This window comes from Helicobacter pylori (genome assembly GCF_002832345.1).
GTDB classification, from domain to species: domain Bacteria; phylum Campylobacterota; class Campylobacteria; order Campylobacterales; family Helicobacteraceae; genus Helicobacter; species Helicobacter pylori_CP.
The window spans coordinates 1-25587 of record NZ_PHLZ01000027.1 but is presented as its reverse complement, the minus strand read 5'-3'; the positions used below and the strand labels follow the sequence as shown (position 1 = coordinate 25587).

23 protein-coding genes, 1 tRNA gene and 2 pseudogenes are annotated in these 25587 nt (G+C 40.1%); 13 read left to right on the top strand and 13 right to left on the bottom strand.

The genetic code is table 11. The features are described from left to right. Positions 1 to 152: 152 nt before the first annotated feature. The 9 genes and pseudogenes from CXY28_RS07530 to CXY28_RS07475 all read left to right on the top strand — a co-directional run bounded on the left by CXY28_RS07530 (position 153) and on the right by CXY28_RS07475 (position 9015). Complete coding sequence (locus tag CXY28_RS07530; protein WP_100980298.1) at positions 153 to 449, top strand: hypothetical protein; 297 nt, start codon at positions 153 to 155, stop codon at positions 447 to 449. Further along, positions 409 to 1164 (top strand): hypothetical protein, encoded by a 756-nt coding sequence (locus tag CXY28_RS07525; RefSeq protein ID WP_100980296.1) that lies wholly within the window; start codon positions 409 to 411, stop codon positions 1162 to 1164. The genes CXY28_RS07530 and CXY28_RS07525 overlap by 41 nt, the downstream gene beginning before the upstream one ends. Positions 1165 to 1174: 10 nt before the next feature. Next, positions 1175 to 3597 (top strand): annotated as a pseudogene (locus CXY28_RS08840) (hypothetical protein). Continuing rightward, positions 3594 to 4163, top strand: coding sequence for a hypothetical protein (locus tag CXY28_RS07510; protein ID WP_050825261.1), 570 nt, complete (start codon positions 3594 to 3596; stop codon positions 4161 to 4163). Before CXY28_RS08840 ends, CXY28_RS07510 begins: the two are co-directional and overlap by 4 nt. A 15-nt stretch (positions 4164 to 4178) precedes the next feature. Then, the gene (locus CXY28_RS07505; protein WP_050825262.1) at positions 4179 to 4439 is read left to right on the top strand and encodes a WXG100 family type VII secretion target; all 261 of its coding nucleotides are present in this window, start codon (positions 4179 to 4181) and stop codon (positions 4437 to 4439) included. 9 nt (positions 4440 to 4448) lie between these two features. After that, positions 4449 to 5854 (top strand): annotated as a pseudogene (locus CXY28_RS08835) (HNH endonuclease signature motif containing protein). Next, a complete protein-coding gene (locus CXY28_RS07485; protein ID WP_050825263.1) occupies positions 5824 to 6249 on the top strand; it encodes an SMI1/KNR4 family protein in 426 nt (141 codons plus the stop codon). Before CXY28_RS08835 ends, CXY28_RS07485 begins: the two are co-directional and overlap by 31 nt. A 1-nt stretch (position 6250) precedes the next feature. Next, a complete protein-coding gene (locus CXY28_RS07480; protein WP_100980294.1) occupies positions 6251 to 6601 on the top strand; it encodes a hypothetical protein in 351 nt (116 codons plus the stop codon). Continuing rightward, positions 6598 to 9015, top strand: a complete 2418-nt coding sequence (locus CXY28_RS07475; RefSeq protein ID WP_100980292.1) for an FtsK/SpoIIIE domain-containing protein — start codon at positions 6598 to 6600, stop codon at positions 9013 to 9015. Before CXY28_RS07480 ends, CXY28_RS07475 begins: the two co-directional genes overlap by 4 nt. Positions 9016 to 9162: 147 nt before the next feature. On the opposite strand, the gene CXY28_RS07470 is transcribed toward CXY28_RS07475, so the two are convergent. From CXY28_RS07470 to glmM, 10 genes are all read right to left on the bottom strand, one after another. Beyond that, a complete protein-coding gene (locus CXY28_RS07470; RefSeq protein ID WP_100980290.1) occupies positions 9163 to 9960 on the bottom strand; it encodes an urease accessory protein UreD in 798 nt (265 codons plus the stop codon). Beyond that, positions 9960 to 10559 carry an urease accessory protein UreG gene (ureG, locus tag CXY28_RS07465; RefSeq protein WP_000238762.1) on the bottom strand — a complete coding sequence of 200 codons (600 nt, stop codon included), beginning with the start codon at positions 10557 to 10559 and terminating at the stop codon, positions 9960 to 9962. The genes CXY28_RS07470 and ureG overlap by 1 nt, the downstream gene beginning before the upstream one ends. Positions 10560 to 10587: 28 nt before the next feature. Next, entirely contained in the window at positions 10588 to 11355 is a 768-nt protein-coding gene (locus CXY28_RS07460) for an urease accessory protein UreF (protein WP_100980288.1), read from the bottom strand. A gap of 22 nt (positions 11356 to 11377) precedes the next feature. Continuing rightward, entirely contained in the window at positions 11378 to 11890 is a 513-nt protein-coding gene (gene ureE / locus CXY28_RS07455) for an urease accessory protein UreE (RefSeq protein ID WP_100980286.1), read from the bottom strand. A 1-nt stretch (position 11891) separates the two neighbouring features. Next, the gene (ureI, locus tag CXY28_RS07450; RefSeq protein WP_000901248.1) at positions 11892 to 12479 is read right to left on the bottom strand and encodes an acid-activated urea channel protein UreI; all 588 of its coding nucleotides are present in this window, start codon (positions 12477 to 12479) and stop codon (positions 11892 to 11894) included. Between the two features lie 191 nt (positions 12480 to 12670). Next, the gene (gene ureB / locus CXY28_RS07445) at positions 12671 to 14380 is read right to left on the bottom strand and encodes an urease subunit beta (RefSeq protein ID WP_024112697.1); all 1710 of its coding nucleotides are present in this window, start codon (positions 14378 to 14380) and stop codon (positions 12671 to 12673) included. A 3-nt stretch (positions 14381 to 14383) separates the two neighbouring features. Continuing rightward, the gene (gene ureA, locus CXY28_RS07440; protein ID WP_000779222.1) at positions 14384 to 15100 is read right to left on the bottom strand and encodes an urease subunit alpha; all 717 of its coding nucleotides are present in this window, start codon (positions 15098 to 15100) and stop codon (positions 14384 to 14386) included. 249 nt (positions 15101 to 15349) lie between these two features. Beyond that, positions 15350 to 15425, bottom strand: a tRNA-Val gene (locus CXY28_RS07435). 18 nt (positions 15426 to 15443) lie between these two features. Beyond that, positions 15444 to 15917: a signal peptidase II gene (lspA, locus tag CXY28_RS07430; protein ID WP_100980284.1), complete on the bottom strand. Its 474-nt coding sequence runs from the start codon at positions 15915 to 15917 to the stop codon at positions 15444 to 15446. After that, entirely contained in the window at positions 15911 to 17248 is a 1338-nt protein-coding gene (gene glmM, locus CXY28_RS07425; protein WP_100980282.1) for a phosphoglucosamine mutase, read from the bottom strand. The genes lspA and glmM overlap by 7 nt, the downstream gene beginning before the upstream one ends. Positions 17249 to 17335: 87 nt before the next feature. Between glmM and rpsT the strand changes: the two genes are divergently transcribed. The 4 genes from rpsT (at position 17336) to CXY28_RS07400 (ending at position 22010) form a co-directional block, all read left to right on the top strand. Next, a complete protein-coding gene (gene rpsT / locus CXY28_RS07420) occupies positions 17336 to 17605 on the top strand; it encodes a 30S ribosomal protein S20 (RefSeq protein WP_001273612.1) in 270 nt (89 codons plus the stop codon). Positions 17606 to 17728: 123 nt separating this feature from the next. Then, positions 17729 to 18787 carry a peptide chain release factor 1 gene (gene prfA, locus CXY28_RS07415; protein WP_000025106.1) on the top strand — a complete coding sequence of 353 codons (1059 nt, stop codon included), beginning with the start codon at positions 17729 to 17731 and terminating at the stop codon, positions 18785 to 18787. 420 nt (positions 18788 to 19207) lie between these two features. Next, positions 19208 to 19990, top strand: coding sequence for an outer membrane protein (locus CXY28_RS07405; RefSeq protein WP_100977144.1), 783 nt, complete (start codon positions 19208 to 19210; stop codon positions 19988 to 19990). A gap of 244 nt (positions 19991 to 20234) precedes the next feature. After that, entirely contained in the window at positions 20235 to 22010 is a 1776-nt protein-coding gene (locus CXY28_RS07400) for a dentin sialophosphopreproprotein (protein WP_100980280.1), read from the top strand. Positions 22011 to 22398: 388 nt separating this feature from the next. On the opposite strand, the gene tlpC is transcribed toward CXY28_RS07400, so the two are convergent. The 3 genes from tlpC to rplM all read right to left on the bottom strand — a co-directional run bounded on the left by tlpC (position 22399) and on the right by rplM (position 25383). Continuing rightward, positions 22399 to 24420, bottom strand: a complete 2022-nt coding sequence (gene tlpC, locus CXY28_RS07395; RefSeq protein ID WP_100980278.1) for a methyl-accepting chemotaxis protein TlpC — start codon at positions 24418 to 24420, stop codon at positions 22399 to 22401. Between the two features lie 151 nt (positions 24421 to 24571). After that, on the bottom strand, positions 24572 to 24961 hold the full coding sequence (rpsI, locus tag CXY28_RS07390; protein ID WP_001227269.1) for a 30S ribosomal protein S9: 390 nt from the start codon (positions 24959 to 24961) through the stop codon (positions 24572 to 24574). Beyond that, on the bottom strand, positions 24958 to 25383 hold the full coding sequence (gene rplM, locus CXY28_RS07385; RefSeq protein WP_000167675.1) for a 50S ribosomal protein L13: 426 nt from the start codon (positions 25381 to 25383) through the stop codon (positions 24958 to 24960). Before rplM ends, rpsI begins: the two co-directional genes overlap by 4 nt. Positions 25384 to 25587: the final 204 nt, after the last annotated feature.

Sequence of the window (25587 nt, the reverse complement as noted above, 5' to 3'; positions counted from 1 at the left end):
AGGGAATGCGTTGGAGCTCAAACTCTGTAAAATCCCTACTATAGGGACACAGAGTGAGAACCAAACTCTCCCTACGGGCAACATCAGCCTAGGAAGCCCAATCGTCTTTAGCGGTTGGGCACTTCACTTTTGTAGCAACAACTTACAGCCCAATGGATTTGATCGCATACGTTCTTAGCGATAGCAAATACTATTTAGAAAGCCCTTATGACAAAGCGAGCCAAGAATTAAGCGATAAGAGCGAGAAATTAGCTGAATTGTTTGATTTGCTTTTTGAATACATTAAGGATAGTAAATTTGAGCGTTTGAAAGAACCAAGTGCTTATGACCATACATGCAAAAAGCTATACCCAGAGCAAAACACTTCTCAAAAGATGCAAAGAGTGGTCTTAAGAGGCTATAAGCACAATGATAAAGTGTATTACACTATCGTGGATATGGGATCATAAGGGAACACTCATTGAAAAATGGTTTGGCTTCTCTCAAATCAGAGAAGAATTAGAAGCTCGCATCGGTGAGTTAGAAGATGAAAACGCCGAGCTAGAAAACAGAAATGACAAGTTATTCGCAGAAAAAGAAAACTTAGCTACAAAAATCAGTGGATTAGAAAATTCTAACGATCAATTATGGCAAGCTAAAGAAAAGCTCACTAAAGAAAATACCGAGCTAGCTAATAAAAACGCCGCGCTGACTGAAAAAACCGCCGATCTGAAAACCGAAAACGACAAGCTCAACCACCAAGTTATCGCACTCACTAAAGAGCAGGATAGCCTAAAATATGAGCGAGCGCAATTGCAAGATGTGCATGGGTTTTTAGAAGAATTATGCACTAATTTAGAAAAAGACAACCAACACCTAACCTACAAACTCAAAAAGTTAGAAAGCGCTCAAAAAAATTTAGAAAATTCTAACGATCAATTGTTGCAAGCTAAAGAAAAAATAGCCGAAGAAAAAACAGAATTGGAGCGAAAAATGGCACACCTAAAGAGTTTAGAAGCCACAGACAAAAGCGAGCTGGATTTGCAAAACTGGCGTTTTAAAAGCGCGATAGAGGATCTCAAACGCCAAAACAGAAAATTAGAAGAAGAGAACATCGCCCTCAAAGAGAGGGCTTATGGCTTGAACGAGCAACTCTTCACATTGCAACCACAAAAACCACAATAAAGGAAATATCATGGTAAACCCCTTACAAAGTTTAAGACTGCCTCTTGGCCACCCCTTAGTAGAGAAATTGTGCGATCTGTCTTTAAAGGATGGAGTCAAATTCAATGAAAAAAGTGGAGTCAATTTCAAAGAAGAAGTGTCAAAAGAAGACAAAATCAAATTCAAACAAGCACTGCGGGTGCTTCATGCGATCGCCAATAATGAGACTTCTTTAAGGTATCTTTCTGATGAAAATCAAAAATTCATAGAGGATTTAGCGCAAGCTAAAAAGATCGCTAATGAGCAAATAGAAAAAACCTTAGAGATCGTTTCTTATAGCGATGTGGATGTGGATTTTGAAGAATTTAAAAATTTGATGCTCAATGTGGATTTTGTAGCGGTAGGCCTTAAGAGCTATAGCCAAAGCCAATTGCTTGATTTAAACGGAGGGCATTGGGATTTAGAGGCACCTAGTGCGCCTAAAGAAAGCGTAACCTTTAGGTTTGATAATTTACCTAAAGACGAAAAAAATAAAGAAATGAACTTCTATGCGCGCTCAAGTTTGAAGGATTTAAACAAGGGCGTTGTCGCTATTGACTTTGGGACTAAAAGCACGACCGCAAGCTATATGGATAAGACAGGAACATACCGCTTGCTCTCTATTGGCGGGCTAGTAGATGACGCAAGCCCAACAAAGTTTGAAAACCCTACGATCATGGAGTTCAGACACAAAGAAAAGTTTCTTAAAGATTACGACGCGCTAAAGCACCGCCCTTTCACAGAAAGAAACGATATAGAAGTGGCGCATGAAGCCCAAAAGAACGCTGCAGGCGTTAAAGGGAATGATTTGTATCGGTTTTTTTCTAAATTGAAGCAATGGGCTGGAGCGGATGAAAAGCAGAATTTTAGGGATTTTGAAAAGGATTTTTCTTTAGAAAGCTTCACTAACTGTACGGATTTTAACCCCATAGAAATCTACGCTTACTACATCGGCCGCTGCATCAACAACATGGAAAATGGCGTGTTTTTGAAATATTTTTTATCCTACCCCATCAAGTATGAAAAGCATCAGGCTGAAAAAATCAGAGAGAGTTTTGAAAGAGGCTTGAAAAAATCCTTACCTAGGCATGTTTTTGACGATGAAAAAACGGCTAAAACTTTCAAAGTGGAATTGAGAGCGAGCCTTGTGCGTATGCCATTAGCGCTTTAAAAAGCTATTGGTTTTTTAAATCAGAGAAGTTAGACAAGCCGGTTTATTATGGGGTGTTTGATTTTGGGGGTGGGACGACGGATTTTGACTTTGGCAAATGGGAAAAAAGCGCTAGCCCCAAATTCCTTTACAAAATGACGCATTTTAGTAGCGGAGGGGATAAATATTTAGGCGGTGAAAATTTATTGGAATTATTGGCTTGGGAAGTGTATGCCAAAAATTTCCAAGAGCTGAAAGCAAAAGACATTGTCATCGCTAAGCCCAACTATGACAGGATTGATACGCAACGCTTTGGATCGTTTATGTAAAACTCCAGGGAAGCGCGCTTGAATTTGCAAGCGATTGCTTCTAATTTACGCCCTTTTTTAGAAAATTTAGACGCTAATATCATAGAAGCGATAGAAGAAAATGAAGAGTTTAACATAGAGGGTTTTGAAAAGGATTTTAAAACCATGCTGTTGGATAGGAATGGGACAGCAACAGAATGCAATCTTAAAGTTGATTGCAAAGAGCTTTTAAACCTCTTAAAAGACAAGATAGATGAAAGCGTTGCCAACTTCTTTACCGGATTTTCTAAAGTGATGGCTGAAAATATTGATGATCAGTGTCGGGCGTTTCATATTTTCTTAGGCGGGAATGCGAGCCGTTCGGCGTTAGTCAAACAAGCGTTTGAAAACACCAAAGAAAAGCAGCTCAAAGATTATAAGCAAAAGACTTCTAAAAATGATTTTAAATTCATCATTTATGAGCCGCTAGGCACAGAAGCCTCAGACAAACAGATTTTAGAGCTTACAGGAGAAGACGTCTCTAACACGCCCGCTTATTTGAAGCCCACTTGCAAAACTGGGGTGGCTTTTGGGCTTTTAGAAAGCAGGGATAAGGCTAAAGGGATTGAAATGCCCTCTATAGATTCCAATCCGGTGTTTAAATACGATTTAGGTATTGAGATAGAGGGGAAATTCCACGCTAAAATCCATAGGGATTCTTTAAAGCCTAATGAATACCAGATTTTCCAAACTAAAGAGGAATGGGGAGGCTTTGATGGGTTAGAGATACGCTATAGCGATAAACCTCTCGCCAACACCAACACTCTAAACATTCAAGACACGCAAATGATTTCCATAGCGCTAGAAGAAGTTGAAGAAGTGGATGTGAAGGTGTGTTGCGTGGATTCACAAAGCATTAAAGTGGGGCTGTTTAAAGACGACCAGCTAATCTATGAAAGCGAGGTAGAAAAACTATGATGACTAAGAACGCGTATGCGTTTGTCGTGATTGAAAAAAGCATTATGGCGTTTAAACACACCAAAGGTAAGGGGCTAATGCCTATTTTTGAAGGCTTTGCGCCGTTAAAAGAGGGTTTTTTGAGAAGTTTTAAAGAGCGTTGCAATCTGGAATTTTTAGAAAATTTAGACCTTTTGTTTTTGTATGACAAACAATCCGTGCATGAGATTTTTTCCTTGTGTAAGGAGCTGAAAAATTCCATCTGGGACAGGAAGATTGTGGTGGCGTTAGTGGAGGCTTTAGAGAGGTTTAAGGATTGGAATTTGTCGCTCCAAATAGAAGACAAGCGTTCTAACAGCTTGGGTAATGGCATTCAAAAATTGCTCACCAACGCTGATTTAGGGAGCACCCATAAAACAATCGTGATAGACAGCATGAAAACATACCACCAAAGCCAGCAAGAAAAATACAAAAGAGAAAGAGGCGAAACGCTAGAGATTCGCCCCACAACACCCCCTAGCTATGTGGGTAGGATCATTAGAATCAGCGGTGATAAAAAGCCTGATTCTAATGAAGAAAATTTTTAAAAGAAAGGACAACCGATGAGCAGAGTGCAAATGGATACCGAAGAGGTCAGAGGGTTTGTGGAGCATTTAGAACGCTTTAAAGAGTTGCTGAATGATGAAGTGAATGGCTTGAGCAGCCATTTCCATAACTTGGATTCATGGCAAGACGCTAGGAGAGAGAGATTTAGCGAGGTGTTAGACAACTTGAGAAGCACTTTCAACGAGTTTGATGAAGCCGTGCAAGAGCAAATCGCATGGCTTAAAGAGAGGATTAGGGTTTTAGAAGAAGATTATTAAGGATAATTTATGGCTGAATGGAAAACGGACACAGAAGAAGTCAGACAAATCGTTAAGGCATGCAGGGATTTTAAAAGATCCTTGCAAGAAGAAAGATGCGCTCAATTTATCAAAGACCTTGATGCATACGTGCGAAAAGAAATCCTGTTAGAACGCAGAAAAATTGAACACCGATTGTTAATGCTATAAAAGAATTAAAAAACGCCAAAAGCAATGAAAAGGGCGCTAGACTTGTTTTAAGAGGTCTGCAAGTTGGTTCTCTTCTATCGTGTATTTGGCCTCCTGCTAGAATAGCTACTGCGGCAGCCATTGTAGCCGCTGAAGCTATTTTGAAATTTATGAAAGAAGACACAGAAAAATGCAAAAGGAATGTGGAGCTATTAGAACAAGCGCTTGAAATCTACTCCATCCAAGCCAAAGCGAGCGCGGAACTTGTAGAGGGAGCTTGGGAGAGCGTTAAAAAGATATTATGGTTTTATACCGATAAGCACCAGGAATTTATCAAGCGTTTGAATCAAGCGAGTGAAGCGATAGATAACGAATACAATATTGCGCCCCCAGAAATTTTAAAAGAGTGCGATTTTGAAAGCCCTACAATTGTTTATAACCCTAAAAAAAGCGTTTATGATGAGCGCTTGAAAGATTTGAGAGAAAATCTCGATTCTTTATACGCGGATTTGAAAGATAAGATCCATCATAACGCTTTGTCTAACGATGAATTAGATCGCATGATAGCTTTTAGAGGGCAAGAATTTGAAAAGAATTTAGAGGATTTGATGCCGAGTTCTTTAGGCGCGCATTCTTACGATGAGAGCTTGACTCTAGCCAAAAAGCATTGCGTTAAAAATTGTAAGAAAGCTTTACAAGATTTTGCAGAAAAAATCAAAAAATCCCCCAACGATTTGAACGCTGTGAATGAAGCTTTTGATAATTTGGAAACAGAATTAGAGCGCGCTACAGAAAATTTGAGCCAAAAAATAGCGCCTATCTTAGAGCGGTATGAAAATGATAAGCACCATGCGTTGGGTTATGACGAGTTTTTAGAAAAAGAAAAAGAGGGCTTTATGGTAGATGAGCAAAACCCTTATCCGGAAGAAGTCCGCTTTAATGGGTTGCGTTTAACGGAATTTGACAGCGTTTTTAGCGCCATTGTGCCTTTAGAGGATTTAGACAAAACCGCATGCGCTCACCATGCCCTAAAGGCTTTACAATCCGCACTTAAAGACAACGATTTGGGCTTTGATGCGGCATAGTTGGAACAGATCGCAAAAGGATTCATTCCTAAGGGGTATTTGTGGCATTTTGACGCGAATGTTTTAGGGAATTTAGCGTTGGTGAGAGAAGAGTTATTATTAGGCGTGAAACACACGAAAGGATACAAACTATGGGAGAAATTCCTACAAACACAGGACTGAATTGGGAATTTGTAGAGCCGCTCAATGACAATGCGTTGAGTGGGTTAGAAGATCAATTAAAAACGGGATTGAGCGATGCGTTTAAGGACTTTATCAAACGATCAAATTATAGTTTTAGCCAATGGCGTTCTTTTGTGGTGGGCAATAAGTCTTACGCATTCAAGCATGTTTTGAACTTCAATTTAGAGGGCAAGGGCTTGTTTGTTGATTTCATGCAGAGCTTGAAAGAATGGTTAGAGCCTGAAGAAATCATCTTCGCTAATGACGGGTATGGGGGGTATTATCTTTTGAATACGGCTACCGATGTGGTGCTGTTTTTAGACACTGATGATGGCTCAAAACATGCGCTGTTGCACCTTAAAATGTTTTTGAAAAAACTGGAATCAAGGGGTTAAAATGTTTTCTCATGAAGTTTATTTGGAGGGTTGCACCCTTGAATTAAAAAAGATTTGCGATGATTTTGAAAAAAATGCCATGCAAGATGATTTGGGGCAGAAACTTAAAAGTGAGGCGCTAGAGGACATGCTAAAAATCGCGCATGACTTAGAAAATTTAGAAGATGACATCCAACACCAAAGAAGAAAAATCAACGAGCAAATTGAAGAAGCCAAGTCTTTGATGAGGCGAATTGATATGAATTTCCATTCACCAAGCGAAATTGATAAGCTTGTGCGTGAAGACAAAGAGCATGAAAAAGAAGCCAACAGGCGCTATGATGAATACTTAAAATCTAAGGATAAAGAATGATTGAAGTCAATGCCTTGTTGCAAAACCTGGATGATGCCTTAGATAAAGTTGTCCATCAAAAAGAGCCAGAGAGTTTTCTCAAGCCGATCGTTTCAGAAATAGAGGAATATCAAAAGAGTGTTAGGCAAATTCAAGCGCAATTCACAGACGCGCCAGAGTTCAATGAAACGACCACTTACCCTAAATTTTTAAGCTGTGGTTTGTTGCAAGTTAGGGGCAAAAATGGCACTAACATGGAATTTTTATTGCCTAAAGTTTATCCTTTCCCTCCTAAAAGCTTGTATATAGAGCATGAAAAAGACGGGCAGTTTTTGAGAGAAATGCTCATGCGCTTACTCTCCAGCGCGCCTTTAGTGCAACTGGAAGTGATTTTGATTGATGCGTTGAGCTTGGGGGGTATTTTCAATCTGTCCAGAAAGCTTTTAAATAAAGACAATGATTTTATTTACCAGCAAAGGATTCTAACCGAAAGCAAGGAAACAGAAGAAGCCCTAAAGCATTTGTATGAATATTTAAAGGTTAATTTGCAAGAAAAATTGGCCGGTTTTAGAGATTTTGCGCATTATAATGAAGAAAAAGAAGACCGCTTGCCTTTAAAAGCGCTTTTTTTAAGCGGGGTAGATGCTTTAAGTCAAAACGCGCTTTATTATTTGGAAAAGATCATGCGTTTTGGCTCTAAAAATGGGGTTTTGAGCTTTGTCAATTTGGAGAGCGAAAAAAACAATCAATCCGCAGAAGATTTGAAAAAACATGCGGAGTTTTTTAAAGATACGACAAGTTTTGAACGCTTAAAATATCTTAATATAGAAGTGATCAACGATCAAGGTATTAAATCCCAGCACATGCAAGACTTCGCTGATGAAATCAAAGCGTATTACAGGCAAAAAAAAGAAGTTAAAAGGGAATTGAAAGACTTACAAAAAGACGAAAAATTTTGGACTGAAAGCTCTCAGTATGAAGTGAGCGTGCCGGTGGGGTGGGATATTAACCATAAGGAAGTGTGTTTTGAAATTGGTAGCGCGCAAAACCACACGCTCATTTGCGGGCGCAGCGGGAGCGGGAAATCCAATTTCTTGCATGTGTTGATCCAAAATTTAGCCTTTTACTACGCGCCTAATGAAGTCCAACTCTTTTTATTGGACTATAAAGAGGGGGTGGAATTTAACGCATACACAGATCCGATTTTAGAGCATGCGAGGTTGGTGAGCGTGGCGAGTTCAGTAGGTTATGGCATGAGTTTTTTAAGCTGGCTTTGTAAAGAAATGCAAAAAAGAGCCGAGCTGTTCAAGCAGTTTAATGTGAAAGATTTGAGCGATTACCGAAAGCATGAAAAAATGCCCAGACTGATCGTGGTGATTGATGAATTTCAGGTGCTTTTTAGCGATAATAAATCCACTAAAGCGGTGGAGGGGCATTTAAACACCCTGCTTAAAAAGGGCCGCAGCTATGGGGTGCATTTAGTTTTAGCCACTCAAACCATGCGCGGCACTGACATTAATCCAAGCTTTAAGGCTCAAATCGCTAACCGCATCGCTTTGCCTATGGACGCAGAAGACAGCAGTAGTGTTTTGGGCGATGATGCGGCTTGTGAGCTTGTTAGGCCAGAAGGCATTTTCAACAACAACGGAGGGAATAGAAAATACCACACCAAGATGAGTATCCCTAAAGCCCCTGATGATTTCAAATCTTTTCTCACAAAAATACACGCTGAATTTAACCAAAGAAATCTCACCCTCATAGATCGTAAAATCTATAATGGCGAGACACCTTTAAAAATGCCCAATATCCTTAAGGCTAATGAAATGCGTTTGCATCTGGGCAAAAAAGTGGATTATGGGCAAAAGGACCTGATAGTGGAGTTTGAAAACAACGAATCGCATTTGTTAGTGGTGAGCCAAGATTTAAACGCTCGCATCGCTTTAATGAAACTCTTATTCCAAAACATTAAGAGCGCGAACAAAGAATTGGTTTTTTGCAATAAAGAAAAACGCTTGATAAGGTCTTTTGATGAGCCAAAAGAATACGGCATCACGCCTGTAGAAAATATTTTAAGCGTTTTAGACACCGCTATGAATCCTAATAGCGTGCTTGTGATAGACAATCTCAACGAAGCGAAAGAATTGCACGACAAAGTAGGGGCGGAAAAATTAAAATCGTTTTTAGAAAAAGCCATAGACAACGAGCAGTATTGCGTCATTTTTGCGCATGACTTTAGGCAAATTAAAACTAATTACCATTTTGACAAGTTAAAAGAATTGTTAAACCACCACTTCAAGCAATGCCTAGCCTTTAAGTGCAATGGGGAAAACTTGAACGCTCTCCAAAGCGGTTTACCTTTACCAAGCGAACTCAACGCGCTCTTCATAGAGCTTTCTAAAGACAGCGTTACTGAGTTCAGGCCTTTCAGCTTATAAGGGGGAGTTAAAAAAAGAGAGTTAAAAAAGAGAGTTAAAAAAGAGAGTTAAAAAAGAGAGTTAAAAAAGAGAGTTAAAAAAGAGAGTTAAAAAAAAGGGGGGGAGAGGTTAAAAAGACTAAAGGGATTTAATCTTTTTGAAGCGCTTTCAAACCTTTGGCGTAATCGTTTGCGTGATAAAGCGAGCGATTTTTTCTCTTAAATGCAACAAGGGTTCTGAACCTTTTGCTAAAGCTTTCAGGCATAAATGAGAACTAGCAATCTCGCTCACGGCTCCATCCACTCCTTCGCTCTCTTCAATCAATCCTCGCACACCAGACAGCTCTATGGGGCAATTGACAAGCACCAGATTCAAATAATGCGTATAGCCATCAAACATGCACATGTTACTCATGTCGGTGGTTTTGGGATCTAAAATCGTATTATCATAATAGATGGGCTTCTCATCTTGTAAAATAGAGATTTTGGTGTGCAAGCGGTTGAATTTAAACAACTCATTGCGTGCCACTCGCCCAGCGACAATGATTTCACTATAAAGCAATTGAGAGCTAGAGCACAAAGAAATCGTGGTATTGCCCTTAAAATGCGCGTTTTCAAAGGGGATTAACGGGAAGGGCGCGAAGTCTAAAAAAGCGTTTTCCCCCACAACGATATGCATGTCTCTGCTGGCAAACCCATCTTCAGTGTTATGGATTTTTTCAAAGGATTGCGAAGTGATCCTTAGCTTGCAATTTGGACTGATGTTCAATTGCACATCTTGCGCATCGCCTTTCATTAAGCCAGGGCTTACCGCTAAAAGCATGATTTCAGCTAAATCGTCTTTAGGGTAAAAGGGTGCCATGAGCTTAAAGGGGGGCGTGAAAAAATTGTCTTCAATCACGCACCTCCCATCAGCCCCTATTTTGGTTTTTAACCTGAGCTTGGATTCTTGAGCGTAAGTGTTCATCAATCTTCCAATAAAGCGTTGCGCTTGATCCATGCGATCACATCATCTAGGCCTTCTTTAGCGCGGATATTCGTAAAAATGAAAGGCTTTTCGCCGCGCATTTTTTTAGAATCCCTTTCCATGACTTTCAAGTCCGCTCCCACATAGGGGGCTAAGTCAATTTTATTGATGACAAGCAAATCTGAGCGCGTGATTCCTGGGCCGCCTTTTCTGGGGATTTTATCGCCCTCAGCCACATCAATCACAAAAATCGTAAAGTCCGCCAACTCTGGGTTGAAAGTCGCTGAAAGGTTGTCGCCTCCGCTTTCAATCAAAAGCAATTCTAAATTAGGGAAACGGCCATGCATTTCTTCTACCGCTTCTAAATTCATAGAAGCGTCTTCTCTAATGGCGGTGTGAGGACAGCCTCCCGTTTCTACGCCAATGATCCTCTCTCGTGGCATCACCGAATTTTTACACATAAACTCTGCGTCTTCTTTAGTGTAAATATCATTAGTGATAACCGCCATGTCATAATCCTTTGACATGTGGCGCGTTAAAGCTTCAATCAAGGCGGTTTTACCGCTTCCTACAGGACCACAAACTCCAATTTTTACCATAAAATTCCTTTCAATTTGAGATTAAAATTCAAGACATATAAAGGCGCGAGTATAAACTCTCATGCTGCATCGCCTTAATGTCGTTTTGAACGCTTGCCGCACACAAGTGGCTTTCGTCTAGTTCTAGGGTTTTTTCTATGAGCTGGTTGAAAGGGCTTTGCAAGCTCAATAAGATTTTTTGCCCGTCGTTTTGAGATAGTGGGACGCTTTTAACGCAGTTAATTACCATGTTAGAAGTTTGCGCATAAAGATAATGCCTTAAAGCCTTTTTCAATTCAATATTCAAACTCGCCGCAAAAACGCCATAGCTAGTGGCATGGGTGGGATCTTTGGTTTTTTGAGCGTAAGCGTTAAAAAATGCGCCCATGTCTAATTCGTTCATGGCTTGTAAGGTTTTAATGAAACGATTGCCCAGTTTTTGATTGGCTAATCGTAATTCCATGGGGCTTGTGGATAGCGTAATGATTTCTTCAACCCCTAAGATCTTTTTTAGATCTTGTTGGAGAGCGCTTTCATAGGTTAATTTCAAGCTCAGCATTTCCGTATAAAGGAACTGGCTAGAGAGATTGGCTTTTAAATATTCTAAAGCACTTTCTTTATTGGTAACCTTTTTTTGCTGGATGTAAGTTTCTAGCCCAAAAGAATGCGTGTAAGAGCCAATAGGGAACACCGCATCATTGACTTGCAAGATCAGAAATTCGTTATCCACATGACTATTGGCATTGTCGTCTGTCTTTAGGGTTTTTGGGGTACCCACGCTTTTTCTAGTGCTTTTCACGCTCTTTCCTTTATCCATTCTGTTATTTTCTATTTCTTTTCTATTTTACGACCACTTTAAAATCGCTCGCTAGTGAGACCTTAAAATTAGGCTCACTATGGGGCATGCTCACGGTTAAGCGTTCTTTGGAATCCAGTTTTGAACTTAAAACACGATTTTGAACCCCTAGCTTTTCTAATAACGCTAGCGTGGGCTTTTCAAATGGTGTTTTAAATTCAAATTGAGACTCGCCATAGTATAAAGCCGCATGGCGGTTTCCTATTTCGTAGCATATTTTCGCTATTTCTGCCACGCTCTTGGCTTGGATGTGAATGACTTCAGAATCCAAGATATTAACGGCGATAATTTCCTTCTCTTCTTTAAATAAAATATCCCCTTGAGAGAGACCCAACTTGGGAGCGTCTTTAAGGCGTATGGCTATGTCTTTGCCTTGCCTGGTTTTAAAACGAGCGATTTTTTTCCTCGTTTCAAACCATTCTAAATCCACATAATCCACGCTGAAATCCAAGGGGTTTAAATCCCTTAGATTGCCAACTAAACGCTCTATGATCATCTCACACCCAGTGTTGGATAAAGAGTAACCAAGCAGGGATCCAAGCGGTTAAAATGCCCTCAATGATAGCAAGCCATGGAGTGAATTTCCCTAAAGGGATTTTCAAGATGTTTTCAATGAAAGCGGTAAGCCACAAAACACCCCAAGCCAACCAAATGATCGCCCACCAATCGCCCTCAGTGATGCCTAACACTTTGTGGTCATCAAGCATATCGCTATAGTGGGATAAAATCGCAGCAGGAACAGTGTTGATCGCTACGAATAAGCTATACCAAGAATAAGGCCTCCAATCCAAACCAAAAGTGTGGTTGATAGCCGCATACAAGTAGGTAAAACCAAACAATAACCCAGTCGCTGGCCCATAGAAACTAGTCAAATGGTGCGATACTTGAGCAATATCTTCGGCGCCTTCTACAGGGGCTGTAGGGTGGAGAGCAGAATAAGTGATGACAACTATATTACAAATAATGGAAAGTCCGCCCACAAAAAAGTTCATCACCGCAGTGCTTTTAGGATCGACTTTGGTTAATCCGCAAATCCCGTTGCTGATTAAAACAATCCCAACATATAACAATACAAGTCCTAGCATTGCCTTTTCCTTCCAAACAAAAATTTTTACAACAAACGCACCTTACGAATAACTTTTGTTGCTTGAGCTAATCATAAAGAAAAATAGTAAATTGACAAAAAATAAAAACAAAAAAAGCCCCCAATTTTTTGATAAACAAAAAATCAGAGAGCTAAAAACTAAGGATTTAAGGAGCGTTGCTCCTAAAGATCCTAGAAAATGCTAAAGAGTTGTGCCAAGCTCACTTTATTGGCTGGTTTAGAAGTTACTTCTTTGCCATCCACGAACACATGGTAAGTTTCAGGATTGACTTCAATGTGAGCGGTAGTGTCGTTGAATTGCATGTCTTTTTTGGTGATGTTTCTGCAATTTTTTACCGGCAACACTTGTCTTTCAAGCCCTAATTCTTCTTTAATGCCTTTGTCATAAGCCGCTTGAGACACAAAAGTGATGTTTGCATCGTATTTGGCTTTACCATGATGAGCGAACATTTCTCTGTAATAAACTGGTTGTGGGGTAGGGATAGAAGCGTTCGCATCACCCATTTGACTCAATGCAATGAATCCGCCTTTGATGATCATGTTAGGTTTCACACCAAAGAATGCGGGACTCCACAATACCAAGTCAGCCACTTTGCCCACTTCTACAGAACCTACATACTCGCTAATCCCATGAGCGATCGCTGGGTTAATGGTGTATTTAGACAAGTAGCGTTTGATCCTGAAGTTGTCGTTATCGCCTTTTTCTTCTTTCAAGCGGCCAAATTCTTTTTTGTTTTTGTCGGCTGTTTGCCAAGTTCTGGTGATAACTTCACCCACACGACCCATAGCTTGAGAGTCAGAACTAGTGATTGAGAAAATCCCCATGTCATGCAAAGTGTCTTCAGCCGCAATGGTTTGAGGGCGGATCCTTGAATCAGCGAACTGGACATCTTCTTTAATGCTTTTATCCAAGTGGTGGCACACCATAAGCATGTCCATGTGTTCGGCTTCTGTATTCACGGTGAAAGGGATAGTGGGGTTAGTGGAAGCAGGTAGAATGTTGTGTTCACCGGCTACTTTAATAATATCAGGAGCGTGTCCGCCACCAGCGCCTTCAGTGTGGAAAGTGTGCATAGTGCGCCCAGCAATGGCTGCCATAGTGTCTTCTACACAACCGGCTTCATTCAAAGTGTCTGTGTGGATAGCGACTTGCACATCGTATTTGTCCGCAACATCTAACGCATGATTGATTGCAGAAGGAGTTGTTCCCCAGTCTTCGTGGATTTTAAAGCCAATCGCACCGGCTTCAATTTGATCGGCTAAGCTCGCATCGTTAGAAGCGTTACCTTTAGCCAAGAAACCTAAGTTCACAGAATATTCTTCAGCCGCTCTGAGCATAAATTTTAAATTTCTTCTACCTGGAGTGATAGTGGTTGCGTTAGTGCCATCAGCAGGACCAGTTCCGCCACCAATCATGGTTGTTACACCGCTTGCAAAAGCTGTAGGGATTTGTTGGGGTGAAATGAAGTGGATGTGTGTGTCAATACCACCAGCAGTTACGATCAAACCTTCACCGGCTAAGGCTTCAGTAGCAGGACCCACGCTAAGATTGTTTTTAACGCCATCTTGCATGTCTTTGTTACCGCCTTTACCAATGCCGGCGATTTTGCCATCTTTAATACCAATATCCGCTTTATAAATACCGGTGTAATCCACGATTAAAGCGTTAGTGATGATTAAATCCAGTTCTTCTTTGCTGGGGTTGTTGGATTGGCTCATGCCTTCTCTTAGGGTTTTACCGCCACCGAATTTAAGCTCTTCGCCATAAATGGTGTAGTCATGTTCTACTTCAGCGATCAAGTCTGTATCGCCCAATCTCACTTTATCGCCTGTAGTAGGGCCATACATAGAAACATATTCTTTTCTGCTAATCTTTTTCATTTCTTACTCCTTAATTGTTTTTACATAGTGGTCATCGCTTTTAGCGCCATGAAAACCACGCTCTTTAGCTCTGTGTAAAGCAATTTTTTTGCTTTCGTTGTCTGCTTGCCTATCAACCAATGCGTTAAATCCAAAGATCCTTCTGTTACCGCCAATGTCAATCAATTCTACGGATTTTTCTTCGCCAGGTTCAAACCTTACCGCTGTCCCGCTCGCAATGTCTAAGCGTTTACCGAAAGTTTTTTCTCTGTCAAAGTCTAAGCATCTGTTCACTTCAAAGAAATGGAAGTGTGAGCCGATTTGAACCGGTCTGTCGCCAACATTTTTAACTTTCACGCTAACGGCTTTTTTGCCTTCGTTGATAGTGATGTCTTCATTTTTTAAGAACAACTCACCAGGAACTAATTTACCATTGGCCTCAATAGGGGTATGCACGGTTACGAGTTTGGTCCCATCAGGAAACATCGCTTCAATACCCACTTCATGGATCATGCTTGCCACGCCATCCATCACATCATCTGGTTTTAAAAGAGTGCGCCCTTCTTGCATCAATTCAGCCGCAGTCTTTTTACCAGCTCTCGCTTCTTCCATAATATGGGCACTAATCAAAGCTACCGCTTCTACATAGTTAAGCTTAATGCCTTTTTCTTTGCGTTTTTTAGCCAATTCTCCAGCGTAGTGGAGCATCAACTTGTCTAACTCTTTTGGGGTGAGTTTCATCTCATTCTCCTATTCTTAAAGTGTTTTTCCTTGAAGACATAACGAAATCAAGGTTGGATGTAATTGTAGCAATGTTTTGATTTACTAAGATTAACAGAAGCGTTCATTAACTAATTATTATTTAAAATGAATTAGTGTTATATTTTTGAAGCGCTATAAAAGCGTTATTGGAAGCGCGTTTAATACCCCTTTAGAATTTATAAAGATCAAAAACTCGCAAAAAAATGAGAATTAAAATTGGAGTGATAATGGTGGCCACGACTGGACTTGAACCAGCGGCCACTACCATGTCAAGGTAGTGCTCTACCAACTGAGCTACGCGACCTTTTATTATAAGGGGTAATTATGCCTTAATTTTGTTTTGTTTTTGCTTAAAAAAGAATTGTTTCAACAATAAAACGCCCACGCCCGCATCTATCATGACATCAGCGAAATTAAAAATGGCAAAATCAAAGCCATAATGATAATACACATAATCCACCACGCCCCCATGCACAAACCGGTCTAAAACGTTAGAAACCCCAGCGCCAAACACCATGCCAAACTCTATCGCATGGTTTTTAAAAAGCTCCCTTTGGCGCATTAAAAAGATAAAAAGCCCTAAAATCAAAAGGATTTGCAAGTATTTCAAACCCCCCTCTAAAAAACTGAGCAAGGAAAACGCCACGCCTTTATTGAACACTAAAACAATATCTATAACCAAACTTTCATAGCGAAACCCCTCTAAAATAGCGTATTTAATCGCTTGATCCGCGCCAAAAATAAGGAAAAAAACCCCTATAAAAATCAATAGGCTTTTTTTTGGGGGTTTTAGCACAAATGCCCTTCAAAAAATTCTTTTAATTCTTGCATTTTGGATTCTAAAAGTTTTTCATCTTTAGCTTCTAAAAGGATTCGTAATTTGTTTTCAGTGCCGCTATAGCGGATCAAATGGCGGATCTCTAGCTTGTCTAATTCTTTTAAAAGAGCGCTATAACCTTTCAGGCTTTCTAAAGGGGGCTTTTTTTGGACATTCAAATTCACTAGGTTTTGAGGGTATAATTCAAAGGGGTTTAACGCAACAGAGCTTACCTGCTTGCTTTCTAACACTAACGCACTCACTTGCAAAGCGCACACCAAACCATCGCCTGTTTTAGCGTAATCGCTAAAAATGATATGCCCGCTTTGCTCGCCTCCAAAATTGGCTTTGTTCAATCGCATGCATTCGCTCACAAACTTATCCCCAATCGCACAATGCTTCAATTCTAAATCTTGGGATTTTAGGTATTCTTTAAGGGCTAAATTGCTCATGCTCGTAGCGACAATTGCTTGAGAAGAAAGGGCGTTTTTAGACTTTTGATAAACCCCTAACACCCCTAAAAGCTTGTCCCCATGCACGATATTCCCTAAATTATCCACCACCACTAGCCTGTCGGCATCGCCATCAAAAGCAAAGCCCAGATCCGCGCGGTATTTTTTCACTTCCTGGCTCAACTGGTTAGGGTGTAAAGCCCCGCATTGCTCATTAATATTACACCCATTAGGCTCATCATTAATCACTAACACATCAGCCCCTAGCTCGCTAAAAACGACCGGAGCCACCTTATAAGCCGCACCATTAGCCGTATCTAGCACGATCCTTAAACTCTGTAAATTCAAATGTTTGGGGAAAGAGTGTTTTAAATGCACGATATAGCGCCCTATGACATCGTCTATCCTTTTAGCGCTACCGATGCTCTCGCCCACTTTATAGCTAGAATGCAGTAATCCTTCATCATGAAAGATTTCTTCAATCGCTCTTTCTTCTTCTTCTTTAAGCTTATAACCATAAGAATTGAAAAACTTAATACCATTATCTTCAAAAGGGTTGTGGCTCGCGCTTATCATAATGCCCGCATCACAGCGCATGTCTTCGGTTAAAAACGCAATCGCAGGGGTAGGCATAGGCCCTATTTGAATCACATTATAGCCTATGGAAGTTAAAGCACTCACTAAAGCGTTTTCTACCATATAGCCGCTTTTTCTGGTGTCTTTACCAATTAAAATTTTATTCGTTTGAGAATGTTTTTTAAAATACAATCCGGCAGCAACGCCCAAACGCATCACAAACATGGGGGTGAGTTTCACCCCTGCTTTACCCCTCACGCCATCAGTCCCAAAAATTTTCATCGTTATAAAATACCTTTTAAACTATTTTTAATCAATTTTTAGATAGAATTATGCCAAATTTTATCACAAAGGGATTAAAACAAGGCTATGGCAAATCATAAGTCCGCAGAAAAGCGAATCAGACAGACCATTAAAAGAACCGAACGCAACAGGTTCTATAAAACTAAAATTAAAAATATCATTAAAGCCGTGCGTGAAGCGGTCGCCATCAATGATGTAACAAAAGCTCAAGAGCGTTTGAAAATCGCTAATAAAGAGTTGCATAAATTTGTCAGCAAAGGGATTTTAAAGAAAAACACTGCTTCTAGGAAAGTCTCAAGGCTTAACGCTTCAGTGAAAAAAATCGCTCTCGCTTAGTTTTAGGGCGTTTTTGACTTCTTTAAGCTCAGTAATGGGTTTTTATTGTTGGGCTTCTTTTTAAGTTTTGCGTTTTTTGAATTGTTGCATCTTTCATTCACATCTTTTTATAGGTAGTCTTGCATGTCTATTCTAGCTGAAAAGCTTTCTTCCATTCTCAAACGATACGACGAACTCACGGCGTTGCTTTCTAGCGCTGAAGTGATTAGCGATATTAAAAAACTCACCGAATTGAGCAAAGAGCAAAGCTCCATTGAAGAAATCTCCATAGCGAGTAAAGAGTATTTGAGCGTTTTAGAGGGTATTAAAGAAAATAAAGAGCTTTTAGAAGACAAGGAGTTGAGCGAACTGGCTAAAGAAGAGTTAAAAATTTTAGAAATTCAAAAAAGCGAGCTAGAAACTGCCATTAAACAACTCCTTATCCCCAAAGATCCTAATGACGATAAAAACATTTATTTAGAGTTAAGGGCCGGCACGGGGGGCGATGAAGCGGGCATTTTTGTAGGGGATTTGTTTAAAGCGTATTGCCGTTATGCGGATTTGAAAAAATGGAAAGTAGAGATAGTGAGCTCTAGCGAAAACAGCGTAGGAGGCTATAAAGAAATCATCGCTTTGATTAAGGGCAAGGGCGTGTATTCAAGGCTCAAATTTGAAGCAGGCACGCATCGAGTCCAAAGAGTCCCCGAGACAGAATCTCAAGGGCGCATCCACACTTCCGCTATCACAGTAGCGATCATGCCTGAAGTAGATGATGTGGAAGTTTCTATCAACCCTAGCGATTTAAAGATTGAAGTGTTTCGTGCTGGCGGGCATGGGGGGCAATGCGTCAACACCACAGACTCCGCTGTCCGCATCACACACCTCCCCACCAATATCAGCGTGAGCATGCAAGATGAAAAATCCCAACATAAAAACAAGGACAAAGCCCTAAAAATCTTAAAAGCGCGCCTTTATGAAAAACAAATTGAAGAGCAACAGCTCGCTAACGCCAAAGACCGAAAGGAGCAAGTGGGTAGTGGGGATAGGAGTGAAAGGATCCGCACTTATAATTACCCGCAAAACCGCTTGAGCGAACATAGAATCAATTTAACTCTGTATAGTTTAGAAGAAATCATGCTTTCAGGGAATTTAGATGAAGTGATCAACCCTTTAATCGCTCATGCTCAAAGCCAGTTTGAATAAGACCATTACTAAAACGATAAAACAAAACGATAAAACACTCAAGCGTTTTTTTAAGATAGCCACCCACTACCACTAAAAACCCTAACATGTCCCCAATTTTACATGCTTTAAATTTTCGCCCCACCAAAACAGTGCAAGAGCTTCCATAAAATCTAGTTATAAATATAATTTTAAATTCTATATATATAAATGCACTTTTAAAAAATAAAACGATTTATTTAACCTATTTTTAACAAAAAATTCACTTTTTTGTGATATAACTCCAAAGCTCAATATTTGTAAGAGCGAATTGTATTCTGTAGAAGCGAATGTATTCAAGGACAACTCTCAAATTTTGATAGCTCCCTATATTTTTGCGCCATAGCATGAATGCAATAAAAAAAAGAAATCCTTAGGATTTCTCACATTAAGGAGTTTTAAATGAAAAAAGTTTTTTTAGGTATGGCATTAGTCTTTAGTGTGTCTATGGCAGAAAAAAGCGGCGCGTTTTTAGGAGGGGGGTTTCAATATTCTAATTTAGAAAACCAAAACACCACCCGCACCCCAGGCACTAACAATAACACCCCGATAGACACTTCAATGTTTGGTAGCAATCAAACAGCTCCAGCCTCTCAAGCCCAAGCAACCTACACGCCAAGCGTGATCAACACCAATAATTACGGGCAAATGTATGGGGTAGATGCGATGGCAGGGTATAAGTGGTTCTTTGGCAAAACCAAACGCTTTGGCTTTAGGTCTTATGGATACTACAGCTATAACCATGCGAATTTAAGCTTTGTGGGGAGCCAGCTTGGAATCATGGAGGGTGCGTCTCAAGTGAATAACTTCACTTATGGCGTGGGCTTTGATGCGCTCTATAACTTCTATGAAAGTAAAGAGGGCTATAACACAGCAGGGTTGTTCGTGGGCTTTGGGTTAGGAGGGGATTCGTTTATAGTTCAAGGAGAGAGCTACTTGAAATCTCAGATGCAAATTTGCAACAACACCGCCGGCTGTTCAGCGAGCATGAACACGAGCTACTTCCAAATGCCTGTGGAATTTGGTTTTAGGAGCAATTTTTCTAAACACAGCGGGATTGAAGTGGGCTTTAAATTGCCTTTATTTACCAACCAATTCTATAAAGAAAGGGGCGTAGATGGATCGGTAGATGTGTTCTATAAAAGGAACTTCTCTATCTATTTCAACTACATGATCAACTTCTAAGCCTTTCTCTTCTTTCCAATAGAGGGTTTTCTCTCTGTTGGTTTCTTTTTTCTTTTTTTTGCGATGTTTGTTTTGTTGGGGGTTAGGTTTTTGTTTAAGAAAGTTTTTTAAAAACTAAAGAAGCGTTTAAAACAGAACCTTTTGTTTTGGGATTTGATTTTTTACTTTGGCTTGTTTTCAAAAGTCATTTTGATTTCTAAAAATAGTCTATAATGCTCGCAAGAGATATTTTTTAAGGTTATGAATGAAAGCTATAAAAATACTTTTTATAATGACACTCAGTTTAAACGCTATCAGCGTGAATAGGGCGTTGTTTGATTTAAAAGATTCGCAATTAAAAGGGGAATTGACGCCAAAAATAGTGAATTTTGGGGGTTATACAAGCAGCACCACAGAGTGGGGAGCTACGGCTTTAAACTATATCAATGCGGCTAATGGCGATGCGAAAAAATTCAGCGCTCTAGTGGAAAAAATGCGTTTTAACTCTGGCATCTTGGGGAATTTTAGAGCGCATGCGCGTTTAAGGCAAGCCCTAAAATTGCAAAAGAATTTGAAATATTGCCTTAAAATCATCGCTAGGGATTCTTTTTATAGTTACCGCACCGGTATTTATATCCCCTTAGGCATTTCTTTAAAAGATCAAAAAACGGCTCAAAAAATGCTCGCTGATTTGAGCGTGGTGGGGGCGTATCTTAAAAAACAACAAGAGAATGAAAAGGCTCAAAGCCCTTATTACAGAAGCAACAACTATTACAACTCTTACTATAGCCCTTATTACGGCATGTATGGCATGGGCATGTATGGCATGTATGGAATGGGAATGTATGATTTTTATGACTTTTATGATGGCATGTATGGCTTCTACCCTAACATGTTTTTCATGATGCAAGTTCAAGATTACTTGATGTTAGAAAATTATATGTATGCACTCGATCAAGAAGAGATTTTAGACCATGACGCTTCCATTAATCAACTTGATACGCCTACTGATGATGACAGAGACGACAAGGACGATAAATCCTTACAGCAAGCAAATCTCATGAACTTTTATCGTGATCCCAAATTCAGCAAAGGCATTCAAACCAACCGCTTGAATAGCGCTTTAGTCAATTTAGACAACAGCCGCATGCTCAAAGACAATTCGCTTTTCCACACCAAAGCCATGCCCACTAAAAGCGTGGATGCGATAACTTCTCAAGCCAAAGAGCTTAACCATTTGGTGGGGGAAATCAAAGAAATGAAGCAAGACGGGGCGAGCCCTAGTAAGATTGATTCAGTGGTCAATAAAGCTATGGAGGTGAGGGACAAATTAGACAATAACCTAAACCAACTGGACAATGACTTAAAAGATCAAAAAGGGCTTTCAAGCGAGCAACAAGCTCAAGTGGATAAAGCCCTAGACAGCGTGCAACAACTAAGCCATAGCAGCGATGTGGTGGGGAATTATTTAGATGGGAGTTTGAAAATTGATGGCGATGATAGAGATGATTTGAATGATGCGATCAATAACCCTATGCAACAACCCGTGCAACAAACGCCTATTAGCAACATGGGCAACACCCATGCAAATGATAGCAAGGATCAAGGGGGTAACGCGCTCATAAACCCTAACAGCGCCACTAACACCGACGACACTCACACTGACGATACTCACACCGACACTAACACCACAAACGATGCCAGCACCACTGACACCCCCACTGACGATAAAGATGCTAGCGGCTTGAACAATACCGGCGATATGAATAACACGGATACCGGCAACACGGACACCGGCAATACGGATACCGGTAACACTGATGATATGAGCAACATGAACAACGGCAACGATGATGCGGGTAACGCTAATGACGACATGAGCAACGGCAACGACATGGGCGATGACATGAACAACGCGAACGATATGAACGACGACATGGGTAATGGCAACGATGACATGGGCGATATGGGGGATATGAACGACGACATGGGTGGTGATATGGGAGACATGGGCGATATGGGTGGCGATATGGGGAATTGAGATTAACCCCCAACATCAAAGAGTGATAGCCAAAACTTAATATTTTTATTTATAATTCTTTTAAGGGGGATAGGGGGATACTTTGGCGATGAATACCCCTTTAACCCCCAACTAACTCCCTTTAAGAACGCTTTTTAAAATCCAACCAAAGCTTTTTATCATCAAACTAGTGCAAAAAACTCCGTTCTTTAGGGTGCAAGATGTAAGTGCTTAGGCTATATTCAAGCTAACAAAATACCTCTAGTCTTTTTAGGGTAAGAAATGCCCATGCAGACTTTAAAGAGTCTTTCGCATTAGCGTTCGTTAGGGTGCTTTAGTTAAAAAAACTCCTTGCTTTAGAAAAAGGGGGCGGTTCCACATTTTAGACACTCAAAATTAAAAGCAGAAATCAAAATTTCTTCTTGCTCACATCTTCTAAAATATCTTGGGAGATCCCATCAATTTTAGCGCTGACTTGTAAAGAATGATTAGCGATAGTCAAATTATCCTGCACATCTTGTTGCAAGGCGTTAATGGAGTTGTGGATGTTTTCTACGCCCTTGTTTTGCATTTTGATAGACTCAGCGTTATCGGCAATGCTTTGAACAAGAATATTAATATTGGCTTCAATCTCGCTGAGCGATTTTTGCGTCCTTTCAGCGAGTTTCCTCACTTCATCAGCCACCACCGCAAAGCCTCTGCCATGCTCACCAGCCCGTGCGGCTTCAATAGCAGCGTTTAGGGCTAATAGATTCGTTTGATCAGCGATGTCTCTAATCATATCCACCACGCTTTTAATGTCTTCGCCTTGAGAGATCATCTCTTGGCTTTTAGAATCAATCGTTGTGATAATATTAGTGATTTCTTCTAAGGATTGGGTGGTGTTTTTCAGGCTTCTTTCTTGTTTGTGGGCGGTTTTAGTCAAGTTATCCACGCAAGTTTTTAAATCTTTGGATTCATGATTGAGCGCGTTCGCAAACCCTAAAGAAGCTTTAAGCATGCTAGAAATTTCTTGCCCTAAAGTGTTGAGCGCTTTTTCCATGTTGGCTTTAGGATTTTGGATGTGGTGGGTGAAATCCAGGTCTTTATAATGCTCTAGGGCGTTATTTAGGGCTTCAATATTGGCGCCAATTTGGTTGCGGAAATACTGGATAATGCTATTAATCGTGTTTCTTAAAGCTTGCAAATCTTTATTTTTAGGCACGCATGCGATTTCTTGCGTGAAATCCCCATTTTCCACATAATTTGTTACTTCAATGCTGTTTTGAATGGCTTTATTATCGGCTTGAATGTTTTCTTGGGTTTTAAGGATATTTTCATTAATGGAAGCTTGCATCTGCCCGATTTCATCATAAGCGCTTGGGGGCGTTAGGCTTATGGCATGGTTATTTTTGGGGTTATTAAGCAAGTTGAAAAAATCATTTAGGGTGTTATTGACCCTACTGATGCGTTTGGTTATGAGGCTAGAAATGATGATAAAGACTAAAAGGGCTAATACCAGCACGCCTAAAATCAAAGTGGTGATAATAATGAATTTGGTGTTTGTCGCTTCTTTAAAGACTAAAGATTTATTGACGTATTTCCCGATTGCCCAACGCCAATGATTGCCGTTATCCCCTTTGTCTTCAAAAAAATCAAAGGGCTGTATGGCTAAAAAGGTTTCTGTATTCCCGCTCAATGAATGGTAGCTCAAAGTGCCCGCTTCGTTTTGGTTGTAATACTCCACAGCCTTAGCGACTCGTTTATCCGGATTGATAGCGCTTAAAATCTTATCTTGGATCTCACGATTAGGGTTGATTAAAAGCCTGCCATCTTTCCCCATTAAAAAGGTGTTGCTCTTATTTTGGCCTATCACATCGGTATAAAAAGCGTCAATATTTAAAAAGAGGTTTAAAGCACCTATAATATTTTGATTTTTACCCGTTAGGGGGAGGGTAATATCCATGCCATAGATTTTATCGCCATTAACCTCCTTATAATAGGGATCTGAACGGGTTATACTTTTGAGCGAATGGATTTGATTGATCATGTTTTCATTGAGCGTGGTATTAGGGTAGGCGATTTTTGAATCCATGTTCATGGCAGTGATAACTCGTTCGTTATCATTCGTATAAATCGCGCTAACCAATAACACATGGGGGTTTGCTAGCAAAAACTCAGAGAGCATGCGCCTTTTTAGGGTGTCGTTGATAGCGTTATTTTCATCGCTTAAGAATTTTTCAAGGGTGTTAGCGCCAATAAAGATGCGTTTAATGATGCCTTGAACTTTAAAACTGACTAACTGAGCTTTTTTTTGCAACAATTCTGTGGCTTGGCTTTGCAACACGCTTTCAACCTTGTGGTTGATAATAGCACCCATAATAGCGCTAATGATAATAACGACCGCACACACCATCATGACGATTTTAGAACCAATTCTTGTAGATTTCATTCCCTTTGCCCTTTTAAAACGAATTGATAGAGATTGATTATTATACATTATTTTGAAATTTTAATAAAACAAGAGAGGACAAAAAAGCAGAAAATAAATGAGAGCCAAAGCCCCCAAAAACTCCCCCAAAGAAGAGAAAAAGAAATAAAAATTACCTTTTAGAGAATTGCGGGCTTCTTCTGGCCTTTCTTTTACCATATTTTTTGCGTTCAACCACCCTTGAATCCCTAGTGAGCAAGCCCTTAGGTTTTAAAATGGCTCTAAAAGCAATATCATAAGCGTTCAAGGCTTTAGAAATGCCATGCCTTAAGGCTTCCGCTTGCGCTGAGTAGCCCCCACCAAAAACCACCGCTTTAATATCCACAGATTGCTCTTGTTTGGTTAAAAGTAAGGGCTGCATGACTTTCATTTTAATGGCTTCATGCCCGCCTAACCATTGATTCAGGCTCTGTTCATTGATACTCAATTCGCCTTTACCGGGAGTGAGCCACACTTTAGCGATAGCGGTTTTTCTTTTACCGGTAGCATAGATTTTTCTCATTTAGCGTCCTTTTTGCTAGTTTGTGCGGTGTGAGGGTGCTTATCATCACGATAAACTTTGAGTTTTTTAATCATCGCTTTCCCTAATTTTGTTTTAGGGAGCATGCCCCTAACGGCTAAGTGGTAGAGCTTTTCGGGGGTTTTTTCTAGCATTTCTTGGAGAGTCTTGCTCTTAGTGCTGCCAAAATAGCCTGAATGGGTAAAATACTCTTTATCCTCTAATTTCATGCCTGAAAATTTAACTTTATTAGCGTTGATAACCACCACAAAATCCCCACAATCCACATTAGGGGTGTAAAAAGGGCGGTGTTTGCCTCTTAAAAGCACAGCGATTTCAGTGATCAAGCGGCCAAAAACTTTGTCTTTAGCGTCTAAAACGACCCAATCACGAACGATGTCATTGACTTTAGCAGTCTTTGTCATGAGAATCCTTTGATAAAATTAAAGCACCCATTATAAGGAAATAAGCTTAAATATTGCTGAATTTAAGGAAAGTTTAAAGTTTAAAAATAGGGTTTTTAAAAAATTTGTTTGACTGCTTTTGATCTTATGGTAAAACTCATTTCTTAAGTAAAATTCATTTCCTTAAGAGAATAGGGGGGTATTTTACAATAACCCTCCCCCTAC